Raw genomic sequence first — 14059 nt, 5'->3', positions numbered from 1 at the left:
ATCGCGGGGGCGGGGGCGCGGGCGCGGGCGCGGGCGCGGGGTTGCGGGAGGGGTGTCGGTCGTGTCGCTAGCCTGATCATCGACGACGTTTTTGCCGTGCTGTCAGGACCCGGGGGCCCCATGGCGTACGTGCTGCTGGCGATCGCCATCGCCGCCGAGGTGGTGGCGACCAGCCTGCTCAAGTCCACCGCCGGTTTCAGTCGGCTCTGGCCCACGCTGGCCTGCCTCGGCGGCTACCTGCTGGCGTTCATCCTGTTGGCGCAGGCGGTCAAGCAGATCCCGGTCGGCGTCGCGTACGCCCTCTGGTCGGGTCTTGGCACCGCCACCATCGTGGCGATCGGGGCGGTGTTCCTGGACGAGCCGGTCGGGTTGGCCAAGCTCGCCGGGATCGCACTGATCATCGCGGGCGTGGTGATTGTGAACCTGGCCGGCGAGCATTGACCACGAGTCGGAGAGGTGGCCGAGCCACGATCCAGGCCCGGCCACCCCTCGCCAGCAATCAGCACCGATTGCCGACTCTCGGTCAGCTCGCCGTGCAGGTCACTTCCGGCTTGGCGTTGGTGCCGGTCCAACCGCCGATGAAGCCGAAGCTGGCGCTGGCCCCGGCGGCCAACCGGCCGTTGTAGTCCACGTTGCGGGCGGTCACTGTGGTGCCGCTGCTGGTCACAGTGGCGTTCCAGGCCTGGCTGACGCTCTGACCGTTGGCGAAGGTCCACCGCACGGTCCAGCCGGTGATCGCGGCGCTGCCGGCGGTCACCCGCACCTCGCCCTGGAAGCCGCCCTGCCACTGGTTCGTGATCGCGTACGCCGCGGTGCAGCCACCGGTGGGCGGCGGGGTGGTGGGCGGCGGGGTCGTCGGCGGAGGCGTGGTGGGCGGAGGCGTCGTCGGCGGCGGGGTCGTGGGCGGGGGCATGCTGTCGTAGATGCTCGCCTGCCGGGAGGTCTGCCGGATGCCGTTGGCGCCGTTGAAGATCCGCTGGCCCCAGGTGGTGAGGCTCGCCGGGTTGAAGGAGGTGGCCATGTCGAGGTACTCCACGCCGCCGCCGTTGCCGCTCCACGACCAGCCCAGCCAGCCGATCCCGTTGGCCTGGCTGTAGGAGAAGATGGTGTCCTCGTCGGGGTCACCGTCGGAGTGGTTGAAGCCGAACTCGCCCACCACGATCGGCAGCCCTGCCGCTCGGAACCGGCCCAGATAGTCGGTGATCTCCGCGGCGGTGTCGAAAACGCCGTACATGTGGATGGAGAACACAGTGTTGCGGGCCGGGTCGGCGGCGAAGACCGATGCGGCGTTGTCGCGCATGGTGAACGACCAGTCCTGCCCCCAGTTCGGGGCGTCCACCATGATGGTGTGGGCCAGCCCGGCGGCGCGTAGCCGCTTGATCGCGTTGGCGTTGTCGGTGGCCCAGGAGGCGTAGTTCTGGTTGCCGTACGGCTCGTTGCCGATGTTGACGATGACGAACTTCTCCTGGCCGGCGAGGACGTCGGCGATGCTGAGCCAGTAGTCGACGGCGCGGTCGAGGGTGATGGCCCCGCTCTGCTCGCCGTACCCGGTGGTGTCGTGCACCTCCAGCACGCAGATCAGCCGATTGCCCTTGCACGTGGAGATGACGTTTGCGACGTCGGCGTTTGTGTTGCGGGTCCACCTGTCGCCGCTGGAGAGCACCACCCGCACGGTGTTCGCGCCGAGCGCCTTGACGTCGGCAAACGCCCTGGTCTGCTGCGGGTACCAGGTGTGCGCGTGGTTGACCCCGCGCATGATGAATTCGGCGCCGTTGGCGTCGTAGAGCTTGCCGCCCGAGACGGTGAAGCCGCTGGCGGCGTGCGCCGGCTGCCCGAACGCCAGCACGGCGACGAGTAGCGCGAGCACTGCCGCACCGGCGGCGGAGAGTCGAGTTTTCATGGCCTTCCTCAGGGAGGACCCCCGGTGCCCGACAGGGGTGGGACGTGACAGGGGTTGGCAGCTGCAGCCCGGCAGCTGCGCCCGGCTCGCGTCGGCGCAGACATCAGCGTAGGGCGATGGATCGTTTGCCGCAACCGGTTCAGTGCACGGGCCGAAGGTGTGGACAGCGACGACGCCCACGCTGGCACGGGTCGCTGCTGTGCGGTCAGCTGAAATCCCGTGTACGCGGGGCAGCAGCCCTTAACCGGTTAATCGACTCGTGGGCAGGCCCGCCATCGATCACACATTGTCTCGTCCGAACCGGACGGGAGGGTTGAGCTTTGCTGCCCTGGGTATCCCCGGACGATCCGGGCGGTGGGAAGGAGATACCAGGATGGTGAGCGTCGGCTACACCCTGATGTGCGAGCAGGCCGGTCCGAAGCAACTGGTCGACCACGCGGTACGCGCCGAGGCTGCCGGCTTCGACCAACTGGTGATCTCCGACCACTACTACCCCTGGCTGGACGCCCAGGGCCACTCCCCGTACGCCTGGTCGGTGCTCGGCGCGGTCGCCCACGCCACCTCCCGCGCGGAGCTGATGTCGTTCGTGACCTGCCCGATCCGCCGCTACCACCCGGCAGTGGTGGCGCAGAAGGCAAGCACCATCGGGGCGCTCTCGGACGGACGGTTCACCCTCGGTCTCGGTGCCGGCGAGAACCTCAACGAGCACGTCGTGGGCGGCTGGCCGCACGTGCAGCAGCGGCACGAGATGTTCGAGGAGGCGTTGCAGATCATCCGGCCGCTGCTCAACGGCGAGACGCTCACCTTCTCCGGCAACCACTTCGACGTACCCGACGCCTACGTCTGGGACCGCCCGGAGCGGCCCGTGCCGATGGCGATCGCCGCCTCCGGCCGTCAGTCCGCCACCCTGGCCGCCGAATACGGCAACGGCATGGTCTCCACCGAACCCGACCGGCACCTCATCGAGATGTACGACGACGCAGGCGGCGCGGGCCAGCCCCGCTACGGACAGGTGGCCATCTGCTACGGCCCGGACGAGGCGGAGTGCCGCAAGATCGTGCACGACCAGTTCCGCTGGTTCGGGCTGGGCTGGAAGGTCAACGCCGACCTGCCGGGGCCGGAGTCCTTCGCCGCCGCCACCCAGTTCGTCAGGGAGGATGACGTCGCCGAGGGCGTCCCCTGCGGCCCGGACGTCGACGCGCACGTCGAGGCGTTCCGCAAGTTCGTCGACGCGGGCTTCACCCACGTGGCGATCATCCAGGTCGGCGGCGAGACCCAGCCGATGTTCCTGGACTGGGCGCAGGAACAATTGCTGCCTCGACTGCGGGCGCTGTGAGAACGACCCGCACCGGTCGGTTCGGTCGGGCGGAACTCCGGCTGGCGCTCGCCGCGCCCCGGCCGGCCGCCGGGCTGACAAGCGAATGGCGGCTCGTCGACGGATTGCGCACGCACACGAGGCGCGGCGGCGACCCGGGCACCGGCGCGCCGCCCGTGGTGCTGGTGCACGGGCTGGCGGTCTCGCACCGCTACCTCACCCCGCTGGCCGTCGCGCTCGCCGCCACCCATCCGGTGTACGTGCCGGACCTGCCCGGTTTCGGGCTCAGCGAACGCCCAAGGCGCGCCTACGACGTACGGCGGCACGCCGAGCACCTGGCCTCCTGGCTGGCCGCGTACCGGCTGCCGGCGGTCTGCCTGCTCGGGCACTCCTTCGGCGCGGAGGTGGCCGCCGCGCTCGCCGCGAGCCATCCGGAGTCCGTACGCGCGCTGGTGCTCGCCGCGCCGACAAGTGACCCGGCAGGCCGGTCCCGCCGGGCGCTGTTCGGCAGGTGGCTGGTGGACACCCCGCGCGAGGCGCCGCTTCAGGCGCCGATCCTTGTACGCGACGTGTGGAACGCCCGGCCGTGGCGGGTCTTCGCGTCGCTGTCGCACTCGGCCCGCAACGCCGTCGAGGCCGACCTGGTCCGGGTCACCGCGCCGACCCTCGTCGTCGCCGGTGCCCGGGATCCGGTGGTGCCGGCGGGTTGGCGGGCTCAGGCGGCCCGGCTGGCCGGTGCCGACCTGGTGGTCGTCCCCGGTGCCGCGCACAACGTGGCCACCACCGCCCCGACGGCGGTCGCCGACGCGATCCGCCACCTGCTCGCCCCCGCTCTGACGACGCGACCCCCACTCTGACGACGACAAGGTGAACCCATGCGCTTCGGCAACACGGAAATCCGCCCGCTCGGCGGTGGCCTCGGCTGCCTGCTGATGATCCTCTTCTCGATCCTCGCCTCGGTGGTGCTCACGGTGCTGCTCAACGTGGTGCTCTGAGCGGTTGGTCAGCGGCGCAGGCCCAGGGCGGTGAACACCTCACGGGTGGCAAGTCGGGCCGGGTCGAGGACCGACCGACGGAACCACCGGGCCACAGGTGTCACGGTGGCCCGCCAGAGCGCCCGCACGCCACGCGCCACCGGCACGACAGTCACCGACCAGACCCACCGCACACCTCGCAGCAGCGGGACGACTGTGTGCCGCCACACCCAGCGCAGCGCGCGCCCGAGCGGACGCAGCAGCAGCCGGTAGAGCTGCCGTAGCAGCCATCCGGCTGTCCGCCACGCACCGAGCACTGCGGCGACGATCAGCAGGCCGACGCCCCGGATGGCCCACCAACACCACCGGCCCAGCCAGACCAGCGCGGCGACCACCGCACCGGCGAGCACTCCGAGCCCCTGCCACAGATGCCTGCCCAGAGGCGTGAGCATCGCGCCGAGCCACCGCAGCGGCCGGATTACTCCCCGGTCGACGAGCCAGCGCACCGCGTGCCCCAACCAGAGCAACGGCGGGCGGATCACCACGCGCCCCAGCCACGCCAACGGCTCCCACACCAGCCAGCGCACCGCCCGCGCGGCCGCGTACGCCAGCGCCACCAGCAGGCCGCCGAGCGCGACAAGCGGCACCCAGACCAGTACGCGGGCACTCCACGCGAGGCCCCGCCCCAGCCAGACCAGCGGCAGCCAGATCAGGGTGCGCCCCGCCCAGACCAGTGGCAGCCAGATCAGGGTACGCAGCGCCCAGGCCAGCGGCGTCAGCAGCCAGCGGTGCAGGAACCGGCCGGTCGGGTCGAGAACGTGGCGTTGCAGCAGCCGGCCGGAGGCCGCGATCAGCTCCCAGAGCAGGCGTACCGGAAGCACCACGACAAGCGCCACACCGCGCGCGACGGCCGCGACAAGCGGAAGCGGGACGGCGGCCGGCTCCGCCCCGACAGGATCGGCCGGCCAGCGGGCCGGCCCGGTCACATAGGAGTCTCTCCTGTGGCCGAATGTCGGATCGTCGTCGCGGTCGTTCACGGTGGGCACGGTAACCGGTGGATGCCACAGCGGGAAGCCGGGTAGCGCCGCCGGTCAGTGCGGCGCCGGGTCCACTGCCAGCTCGGCCAGCAGCGGATAGTGGTCGGAGGCGGTGTCGGCCGTCCCGCCGCGAACCACCCGGCATCCGCGCACCCGAGCGGCCACCTCCGGGGTGCCGAACAGGTAGTCCAGCCGCATCCCGGCGAACTCGGCCCCGCCGAACCGGGTGGGCACTGTCAGACCGTCGGCCTCCGGTGCGCCGTCGGCGCTGGCGGGCCACAGGTCGACAAGCCCGGCGGCCAGCAGCCGGGCGACGGCGCGGGTGTCCACGGCACCGCCGGTACGCCGCAGGTGCCGCCTGCGGTAGAGGTCGGGCAGCCCGGCCAGGCGGGCGGTGTGGTCGACCGTCGGGTCGAGCGAGTTGAGGTCACCGGCGATCAGCGTCAGCGGCCCCGGAGCGCGTCGCGTCGCCGCCACCAGCCAGTCGACCTCCATCCGTCGGCGTCCCCCGGAATACGGGTAGAGGTGGGTGCCGAGCACCGTCAGCGGGCCGGCCGAGGTGGCGACCACGACGCGGGCTGCTGCGTGGTGGAACGGCCGGCGCAGCGTGCCCGCGTCAAGTACGTGCAGCGGGGGCCGGACCAGCACCGCCACCGGCTGGCCGAAGCAGGAGCGGGCCAGGTGGGCCGTCATGCCCAGCCGGCCGGCCACCTCCGCCATGAGGCCGCCCCGGTCGAAGCCGCGCAGCTCCTGCAACGCCAGCACGTCAGGTGCCAGCCCGGCGACGACGTCGACCACCCGGTCCAGGCGGTCGGGACCGCCACGGTCCCGACCGCCGGTGCGGATGTTCCAGGTCAGCACCCGCAGCACAGGGGACGCTCAGTCAGGCCGGCCGGCACGCGCCAGCTCGTCGTCGAGGGTGTCCACGTCCTCCGACTCGATGGCCGGCTGGTTGCCTTCCTTCAGGTCGGCGTTGGGGCGGATGACGAAGTAGAGAAGTCCGATCCAGAGCGCGGAGAGCAGGATCGCGCCCATGAAGTCGGTCGGGTGGTGCATACCCCGGTACATCCGTGAGGTGGCCACCCCGACCGGCATGATCACGGCCAGCGCCACGAAGATCCAACGCCACCAGCGGTCGGTACGCGGGAACACGATGACGGTGATCGCGAGCCACACGCAGATGGTGGCCGCGATGTGCCCGGACGGGAACGACGAGGTGGGCATCGGCCCGTCCAGGTTCTCCACAGCGGGGCGCGGCCTGTCGACAGCCCGCGCCGAGGCGAGGAAGAGGGTCAGCTCCCCCATCATCGCCAGCGCCACGAACAGCACCGGACGCCAACGCCGCCACACCGCGAGCACCAGCGGGCAGAACACCAGCGAGATCAGCAGGATCGCGTGGGTGTCACCGAACTTGCTCCACCACCAGCTCACGTCGGTCCACAGCTCGGTGTGCCGCTCGGCGAACCAGCGCGGCACCTCGGTGTCGAGGGTGTCGAAGAAGGTGCCCTTGGCGTGGTAGCTGACGTACATGCCGAAGGCGTACAGCGCGCCGAACACGAGAACCCAGCCGACAAGCAACTCGGCAACCGCCGAGCGGGGATGGGCCAGCACGTGCTCCTCGGCCGGGGCGGGGGCGATGTCGTGCCCTGCCTCCGGCTCCAGCCCCTCGGCCAGCGGCGGCACCGGCCGGCCCCGCTCGCGACGCCACAGCCGGAAGGCGTACGCGGTCACGCCGAGCCAGGCGGCGGCCAGCAGCCAGCCGGCGAACACGTCGGAGACGAAGTGCACGCCCAGCGCGATCCGGGTCAGCCCGATCAGCGCCACGAGCACGCCGACGCCGACGATCGCCGGCTTACGCCAGCGGGGCGCCATCGCCGGCAGGAACACCAGCAGCAGCGCGCCGTACGCGACGAACGAGCCGAGCGCGTGCCCACTCGGGAAGCTGTTGCCGGGGGCGCTGGCGATCGGCACGTCCACCACGGGGCGGAGCCGGCCGACAAGCGCCTTGAGGGACGGGTCGAGGATCAGACCACCAACACCGGTGATGATCAGGTAGACGGCCAGTCGGGGTTGCTTCCGGATCAGCAGCCCGACCACGGCGATCGTGACGAGCCAGATGAGGATCGGCCGGCCACCCAGGTCGGTCACCGCCTGGAGCACCGTGACGAGCGGCTTGTGCGGTGCCACAAGCGAGTTGAACCACTCGGCCACCGCGTGGTCGGCGTCCTGCAGCGGGCTCCACCGCGCCCGTACGAGCAACAGCAGCAGCCCGAAGGCCACCCCGGCGCCGGTGACGGCGACCAGACCCGCGATGCTCCGTTCGGCGAAATGACCGATCGGACGCCGCGCCACCTCTTTGACCGCGGTCACCCCGCACCTCCCTTGTCGTACCTGGCGAGGCGCTTTACCCGATCCGCGCCACGCGTACACGTGGCACCGGATCGGCGCAGGTCAGAGGGCTGTCATGTCGCCGGTGTCGAGGAGCTCGGCGCGGTCTGCCTCGGGCTCCCACAGGTCGGGTTGGGCGGGCTCCTGCACGCCGATCCGCAGTGCCTCCAGTTGGGCGGCGAAGGACAGCCCACCGAAGAGCGCCATGCCTGTGAGGTTTGCCCAGAGCAGCAGCGCCATCATGCCGGTCAGCGCGCCGTAGGTCTGGCCGAAGTCGTCGCTGAACCGCACGTACGCGGCGAGCAGCAGACTCGCCAGCCACCAGAGGACGGTGGCGATGCCGGCGCCGAAGAACAGCCAGGACAGGCCGGGCTGTCGTCGACGCGGCGCATGCCGGAACAGCACGGCCACGGCGAGCACTGTCAGCCCGAGGCTCAGTGGGAAGCGAACGACGTTCCAGATGACGTCGGCTACCGCACCCCACTCGTAGTGTGCCCGTACCGAGTCGCCGACGGCGCGACCGGCGACCAGGATCAGGAAGCCGACCAACGCCGGCAGGCCCGCGGTGACGGCCAGGACGGCGGCGCGGACGTACTTGTGCAGCGCCGGGCGGTCCCGTTCCACGCCGTAGATGCGGTTGGCGCCGCGTTCGATCTGGGCCATCGTGGTGGTCAACGTGACCAGCCCGGTGAGCAGACCGAGGGTGAGGGCCAGTTCCCCGGCATCCTCGACGCGTTCGCCCTCGCCGAGCAGTTCGGCGACCACCTGATCGCTCTGCCCGGGGCTGAGCGCCAGCACGGTGTCGGCGACGACCCGGCTGGCCTCGCCGCCCAACTCGCTGATCAGGCCGGTGAGGGCGATCATGAACGGCACCACGGCGAGGCAGAGTTGCAACGCGAAGGCCCGCGCGTGGCTGAACCCGTCGCCGTAACGGAACCGGACGAAGGCGTCGCGCAGCAGGTGCCAGCCGCCCTCGCGGCGCAGCGTGTGCCAGGCGTCGTCGGCGGACAGTTCGGCGTCGGCCATCAGCCGGGTTTCCGGCACGATCCGGGTACTACTCACGGCGCGCTTCTTCGATCAGCTGCTCGCCCCGCTCCCCGGCGCCCTGCGCGTCCACTGCCAGATCGGGGGTGTCCTCGGGTTGCGGGACGCAGAGCCACAGCGCCTGGGGTCGGACCTCGGCCCGCAGCTGCCGGCCCGGCGCGATGAGGTCGCCGTCCAGTTCCCGGGGCTGCGCCCGGTTGCTGGTGACGACCACCCGGCGACCACGGAACACCTCCATCCGTGGCACCTGCCCGCTGCGGCGGATCACCGCCCAGCCGAGGGCGAGCCAGTGCCGCAGGTTGCGCGGGGTGAGGACGGCGACGTCGAGCCAGCCGTCGTCGGGCTCGGCCTCGGTGAGCAGGTGTACGCCGCCCTGGAGTCGGCCCACGTTGGCGATCAGGACCGAACGGGCACGGCGGCGCACCGCCGGCCGATCGTCGACGCGGATCTGCACCCGCATCGGCCGGTCCCGCAGGTGCCGGGCGGCACCCATGACGTACGCGGGCCAGCCGATGCGGGCCTTCGTGGTCTCGGAGGTGGCGGCGAGCATCTGGGCGTCGAAGCCCATGCCGGCCATCACTGTGAAGTATTTGTCCTCGACGGCGCCGACGTCGAGCAGCCGCCGACCCCGCTCGATGGCCACCTCGATCCCGGCGGCGAGGTCGGTGGAGAGGCCGAGGTTGGCGGCGAGCAGGTTGCCGGTGCCCTGCGGCAGCACCGCGAGGGCCACGTCGGTGCCGACCAGCCCGCTGACGCAGGCCATCACTGTGCCGTCGCCGCCGCAGGCGAAGACGAGATCGACGCCGGCCTTGACTGCCTGCTCGGTCTGCCCCCGGCCCGGGTCGTCGACGGTGGTCTCGAACCACTGGGGTTCGGGCCAGCCGGCGGCGGCCAGGGCGTCGTTCACCGTGCGGCGCAGCTCGTCGAGATCGTCGACCTTCACCGGGTTGACCACCACGGCGGAGCGCAGCCCGCCGTCGCCACCCGAGGGTCGCCTGTCCTGTCCAGGATCCACGGCGCCAGTGTGCAGCACTGTGGCGGCTTCAGCGACCCGGCGACCCGGTGGCGTCGGGAGTGCCACAGACAGGTTTCAAATGTCGACGGACCTGGTCAGGCTGCCGTCCGCACGGCAGTCTCCACCCGGGCGCGCAGGTCGTCGAGGTCCACCCCGGACTCGGCGAGCACGAGGGCGCCCAGCCCACCGCCCTCGCGAAGCACCCCGAGCAGGACGTGCTCGGTGCCGATGTGTCGGTGGCGCAACCGCAGCGCCTCGCGTAGCGACAGCTCCAGCGCCTTCTTGGACCGGGGCGAGAAGGGCCCGCCGAGGTACCGCTTGCGCCCCCAGCGGCGACGGGGTGCCGGCACTGCCTCGCGCAGCGCGTCCGGGCCGAAGGACTGCTCGATCCGGGCGACGATCGCCGCCAGGTCGATGCCGATCTCCCGCAGGGCTGCGGCGTCCGCGTCGCCGAGGCCGGCGCCCCCGGTGGCGGTGTGCTGCCGGATCCGGGCGCGGAGGTCGTCGGCGCGTACGCCCGCGTCGGCGAGCACCCGGCTGGCGAGACCGGCGTCGTCGGCGAGCAGCGCGAGCAGCAGGTGCTCGGTGCCGACCGGCCGCTGGCCCTCGTCCCGTGCCTCCTCCAGTGCCCGCCGCACCACGCTGCGCGCCCGGTCGGTGAATCGTTCGAACATCACGCCTCCCAGGATTTGTTGACCGCCGGTCGCCCGGCGTGCTTCTTGTGCACCGCCTGCCGGCTGACCTCGAGCGCGTCGGCGATCTCCTGCCAGGACCAGCCCTGTCGACGGGCGTTGTCCACCTGGACCACCTCCAGCCGCTCGAGCAGCCGGCGTAGCGCGCGGACGGCGCGCAGGCCGACACGTGGGTCGGTGCTGCCGGCCGCCGCCGCGAGTTCTGTCGCCTGACTCATGCCGTCAACATACGTTGACAACGCCACGCTGTCAACCTCAGTTGACGACGCGCCGGGCAACGGCGGCGATCCGCCCCGCCACCCGTACCACCCGACTACCCTCGGTGAAGGACAGCGCTGTCGTACCGGGCGCGACGCCCGGGAGGTGATATCGGATGGCGGCACCCGCCGACGCGGAGGTGCTCGTCGGCCTCGGCTCGGAGCACGACCTCCCGGTCGTCGAGCAGGCCGCGCGGGAGGCCGCCGGGCACGGCCGAGCACTGCACCTGCTGCACATCTTCGACTGGCAGGCGGCCTTCTCGGCGGACACCGTCGCCGCACCCCGACAGCGGGCCGAGGAGCTGATCACCAAGGCCGCCCAGCTCGCCCACCAGATCGAGCCCGACCTCACGGTGGGCGCCGAAATCGTCGAGGGCACCATGCTGCCCACCCTCATCCGCCGGTCCGAGATGGCCTTCCTGCTCGCTGTCGGCGACAGCGGGATGGCCGGCAGCCGCCCGGGCGCTCCCGTCGAAACACCTGCCGTGCAGATGGCCGCGCGCGCCGGCTGCCCACTGCTCGTGGTTCGCCGCGAACCTCCGCCACAGGGACCGGTGCTGGTCGGCGTGGACGGCTCACCCAGCTCCCGCCTGGCCCTGCGGTGGGCGCTGGCCTGCGCCGCGAGACGCCGCACCCCCCTGTTGGCGATGCGGGCGGTGGAGACCGACGAGGACACCGACGCGGCCGCCGAGCAACTCGGCGAGGCCATGGATCGCCACGCCAACCACCACCCGGGGGTGTCCACCGAGTGCCGCGTCGTCCGCGGCGACCCCGGTCAGGTCCTTGTCGAGGCGTCCCGGTCGGCGCAGGTGGTGCTCGTCGCCGCCCGTGGCGACGAACCCGGACGAGCCATCCTGGGCGCCGTGGCCCAGTCCCTGCTCTACCACTCCCCCGCTCCCGTCGTCGTCGTACGCGGCCTGGCCGAGGTGCCACTCGCCGGGCCGGATTCCCGCCCGGCCCGAGACCGACGGCCCTGACGTGGAGCATCGACAGCGACGAGGCTGAAAGCCGGACGCCCGCCCCTACCCGCGAGAGGCAGCATGATGGACACCGTTCTCGACGCGCAGCGCCCTCTCACCGACGACGAACTCCGTCGGCTGGACGCCTACTGGCGTGCCGCGAACTACCTCACAGTGGGGCAGATCTACCTGCTGGGCAATCCGCTGCTGCGGGTACCGCTGACCCCCGACGACATCAAGCCGCGGCTGCTCGGCCACTGGGGCACCAGCCCCGGGCTCAATCTGATCTACGCCCACCTCAACCGGGTGATCGTGGCACGTGACCTCAACGCCATGCTGATCACCGGCCCCGGGCACGGCGGCCCCGCCATAGTGGCCAACACGTGGCTGGAGGGCACCTGGTCCGAGCGCTACCACGACGTGGCGTACGACGAGGCGGGGATGGCCCAGCTGTTCCGGCAGTTCTCCTTCCCCGGCGGCATCCCGAGCCATGTCGCAGCCGACGTGCCGGGTTCGATCCACGAGGGCGGCGAGCTGGGGTACGCGCTGAGCCACGCCTTCGGCGCCGCGTTCGACAACCCGGATCTCGTGGTGGCGTGCGTGGTCGGCGACGGCGAGGCGGAGACCGGGCCCCTGGCCGGCAGTTGGCTTTCCAGTGCGTTCCTCAACCCGGCCCGCGACGGGGCGGTCCTGCCGATCCTGCACCTCAACGGCTACAAGATCGCCAACCCGACGGTGCTGTCCCGGATCCCCGAGGAGGACCTGCTGGACCTCATGCGGGGCTCGGGCTACGAGCCGTACGTGGTGGCCGGCGACGAGCCGGCTCTCGTGCACCAGATGCTCGCGGCCACGATGGACGAGGCGCTGGACGCGATCGCCGCGATCCAGCGTCGGGCCCGTTCCGGCGGCGCTGTCGAACGCCCCCGCTGGCCGATGATCATTCTTCGGACGCCGAAGGGCTGGACCGGGCCCCGTGAGGTCGACGACGTCCAGGTCGAGGGCACCTACCGCGCCCACCAGGTGCCGCTGTCGAAGGTCCGCGACAGCCCGGGGCACCTCGCCGAGCTGGAGCGGTGGCTGCGCAGCTACCGGCCCGAGGAGCTGTTCGACGCCACCGGCGCCCCCGTGGAGGAGCTGCGGACGTTGCCGCCGCGCGGCGACCGGCGGATGAGCGCCAACCCGGTCACCAACGGCGGCCTCGTGCTGCGCGACCTCGACCTGCCCGACTTCCGGGCGTACGGCGTGGACGTCGCGGAACCGGGCACGGCGACGGCCGGCGCGACCGGCGTGCTCGGCCCGTGGATCCGCGACGTCATCGCCGCCAACCCGCAGACGTTCCGGCTGTTCGGCCCGGACGAGGTGGCCTCCAACCGGTTGGGCGCCGCCTTCGAGGTGACCGACCGCGCCTGGATGGCCGGCACGGTGCCCGGCGACGACCACCTCTCGCCCGACGGCCGGGTCATGGAGGTGCTCTCCGAGCACCTGTGCCAGGGCTGGCTGGAGGGTTACCTACTTACCGGCCGGCACGGCGTGTTCACCAGCTACGAGGCGTTCATCCACATCGTCGACTCGATGGTCAACCAGCACGCCAAGTGGCTGAAGGTGACAAGGGCGATCCCGTGGCGGCAGCCTGTCGCCTCGCTCAACTACCTGCTCTCCAGCCATGTTTGGCGGCAGGACCACAACGGCTTCTCCCACCAGGACCCGGGCTTCATCGACCACGTCGTCAACAAGAAGGCCGAGGTGGTGCGGGTGTACCTGCCACCGGACGCCAACACCCTGCTCGCCACGATGGACCACTGCCTGCGCAGCCGGCACTACATCAACGTGGTGGTGGCCGGCAAACAGAAGGCACCGAACTGGCTCACAATGGACGAGGCCGTCCAGCACACCCGTCGTGGCCTGGGCATCTGGGAGTGGGCAAGCAGCGACAGCGGCACCGAGCCCGACGTCGTGCTCGCCTGCTGCGGTGACGTCCCCACACTGGAGGCGCTTGCCGCCTCCGAGTTGCTGCGCCAGCACCTGCCGGACCTGAAGGTACGACTGGTGAACGTCGTCGACCTCATGCGCCTGCAACCCGACACCGAGCACCCGCACGGCCTGCCGGACAACGAGTTCGACACCATCTTCACACCGGACCGGCCGATCATCTTCGCGTACCACGGCTATCCGTGGCTGATCCACCGACTCACCTACCGGCGTACCAACCACGAGAATCTGCACGTGCGCGGCTACAAGGAGGAGGGCACCACCACCACACCGTTCGACATGGTGATGCTCAACGACCTGGACCGGTTCCACCTGGTCATCGACGTCATCGACCGGGTGCCGGGGCTGGCCGCCCGCGCAGCGCACCTGCGCCAGAGGATGGTCGACGCCCGGCACGCGGCCCGGGACTACACCCGCGAGCACGGCGAGGACGATCCGCAGGTGGCGGAGTGGCGCTGGGTCCGCGAAACCGACCCGACGAATCGTTGA

The 14059-nt window shown here is 71.5% G+C and carries 13 protein-coding genes; 5 read left to right on the top strand and 8 right to left on the bottom strand.

Annotation, left to right across the window (positions count from 1 at the left end):
* Positions 1–120: 120 nt before the first annotated feature.
* A complete protein-coding gene (locus tag ACPXB1_RS14985) occupies positions 121–441 on the top strand; it encodes a DMT family transporter (protein WP_355597089.1) in 321 nt (106 codons plus the stop codon).
* Positions 442–523: 82 nt separating this feature from the next.
* Here the strand turns inward: ACPXB1_RS14985 and ACPXB1_RS14980 are convergent, their stop codons facing one another.
* Positions 524–1900: a cellulase family glycosylhydrolase gene (locus tag ACPXB1_RS14980; protein ID WP_425735418.1), complete on the bottom strand. Its 1377-nt coding sequence runs from the start codon at positions 1898–1900 to the stop codon at positions 524–526.
* A gap of 373 nt (positions 1901–2273) precedes the next feature.
* Between ACPXB1_RS14980 and ACPXB1_RS14975 the strand changes: the two genes are divergently transcribed.
* A complete protein-coding gene (locus ACPXB1_RS14975; protein WP_355597093.1) occupies positions 2274–3236 on the top strand; it encodes a TIGR03557 family F420-dependent LLM class oxidoreductase in 963 nt (320 codons plus the stop codon).
* Positions 3233–4072: an alpha/beta fold hydrolase gene (locus tag ACPXB1_RS14970; RefSeq protein WP_355629134.1), complete on the top strand. Its 840-nt coding sequence runs from the start codon at positions 3233–3235 to the stop codon at positions 4070–4072. Before ACPXB1_RS14975 ends, ACPXB1_RS14970 begins: the two co-directional genes overlap by 4 nt.
* 146 nt (positions 4073–4218) lie before the next feature.
* Here ACPXB1_RS14970 and ACPXB1_RS14965 read toward each other — a convergent pair whose 3' ends face one another.
* The 7 genes from ACPXB1_RS14965 to ACPXB1_RS14935 all read right to left on the bottom strand — a co-directional run bounded on the left by ACPXB1_RS14965 (position 4219) and on the right by ACPXB1_RS14935 (position 10583).
* Positions 4219–5226 (bottom strand): hypothetical protein, encoded by a 1008-nt coding sequence (locus ACPXB1_RS14965; RefSeq protein WP_425735417.1) that lies wholly within the window; start codon positions 5224–5226, stop codon positions 4219–4221.
* A 54-nt stretch (positions 5227–5280) separates the two neighbouring features.
* Positions 5281–6096: an endonuclease/exonuclease/phosphatase family protein gene (locus ACPXB1_RS14960; RefSeq protein WP_355597099.1), complete on the bottom strand. Its 816-nt coding sequence runs from the start codon at positions 6094–6096 to the stop codon at positions 5281–5283.
* Positions 6097–6105: 9 nt separating this feature from the next.
* A complete protein-coding gene (locus tag ACPXB1_RS14955) occupies positions 6106–7596 on the bottom strand; it encodes a phosphatase PAP2 family protein (RefSeq protein ID WP_355597101.1) in 1491 nt (496 codons plus the stop codon).
* 81 nt (positions 7597–7677) lie between these two features.
* Complete coding sequence (locus ACPXB1_RS14950) at positions 7678–8676, bottom strand: YihY/virulence factor BrkB family protein (RefSeq protein WP_355597103.1); 999 nt, start codon at positions 8674–8676, stop codon at positions 7678–7680.
* Complete coding sequence (locus tag ACPXB1_RS14945) at positions 8669–9673, bottom strand: diacylglycerol/lipid kinase family protein (RefSeq protein WP_425735416.1); 1005 nt, start codon at positions 9671–9673, stop codon at positions 8669–8671. Before ACPXB1_RS14945 ends, ACPXB1_RS14950 begins: the two co-directional genes overlap by 8 nt.
* Positions 9674–9768: 95 nt before the next feature.
* Positions 9769–10347 (bottom strand): Clp protease N-terminal domain-containing protein, encoded by a 579-nt coding sequence (locus tag ACPXB1_RS14940; protein WP_425735488.1) that lies wholly within the window; start codon positions 10345–10347, stop codon positions 9769–9771.
* A complete protein-coding gene (locus ACPXB1_RS14935; protein WP_053653558.1) occupies positions 10347–10583 on the bottom strand; it encodes an HTH domain-containing protein in 237 nt (78 codons plus the stop codon). Before ACPXB1_RS14935 ends, ACPXB1_RS14940 begins: the two co-directional genes overlap by 1 nt.
* Positions 10584–10738: 155 nt before the next feature.
* Here ACPXB1_RS14935 and ACPXB1_RS14930 point away from each other — a divergent pair, with 155 nt between their 5' ends.
* Together ACPXB1_RS14930 and ACPXB1_RS14925 are read left to right on the top strand one after the other, a co-directional pair.
* Entirely contained in the window at positions 10739–11599 is an 861-nt protein-coding gene (locus tag ACPXB1_RS14930) for a universal stress protein (RefSeq protein ID WP_425735415.1), read from the top strand.
* A gap of 66 nt (positions 11600–11665) precedes the next feature.
* Positions 11666–14059 carry a phosphoketolase family protein gene (locus tag ACPXB1_RS14925; protein ID WP_425735487.1) on the top strand — a complete coding sequence of 798 codons (2394 nt, stop codon included), beginning with the start codon at positions 11666–11668 and terminating at the stop codon, positions 14057–14059.

The organism is Micromonospora sp. DT68, from assembly GCF_049847245.1.
GTDB classification, from domain to species: Bacteria; Actinomycetota; Actinomycetes; order Mycobacteriales; family Micromonosporaceae; genus Micromonospora; species Micromonospora profundi.
The sequence above is the reverse complement of the archived record's forward strand: the minus strand, read 5'-3'. Positions and strand labels throughout refer to the sequence as shown.

Coding starts and splice junctions, on each gene's coding strand:
- ACPXB1_RS14925 (WP_425735487.1), top strand. CDS start 11,666: ATGGACACCGTTCTCGACGCGCAGCGCCCTCTCACCGACGACGAACTC.
- ACPXB1_RS14940 (WP_425735488.1), bottom strand. CDS start 10,347: ATGTTCGAACGATTCACCGACCGGGCGCGCAGCGTGGTGCGGCGGGCA.
- ACPXB1_RS14930 (WP_425735415.1), top strand. CDS start 10,739: ATGGCGGCACCCGCCGACGCGGAGGTGCTCGTCGGCCTCGGCTCGGAG.
- ACPXB1_RS14980 (WP_425735418.1), bottom strand. CDS start 1,900: ATGAAAACTCGACTCTCCGCCGCCGGTGCGGCAGTGCTCGCGCTACTC.
- ACPXB1_RS14935 (WP_053653558.1), bottom strand. CDS start 10,583: ATGAGTCAGGCGACAGAACTCGCGGCGGCGGCCGGCAGCACCGACCCA.
- ACPXB1_RS14985 (WP_355597089.1), top strand. CDS start 121: ATGGCGTACGTGCTGCTGGCGATCGCCATCGCCGCCGAGGTGGTGGCG.
- ACPXB1_RS14975 (WP_355597093.1), top strand. CDS start 2,274: ATGGTGAGCGTCGGCTACACCCTGATGTGCGAGCAGGCCGGTCCGAAG.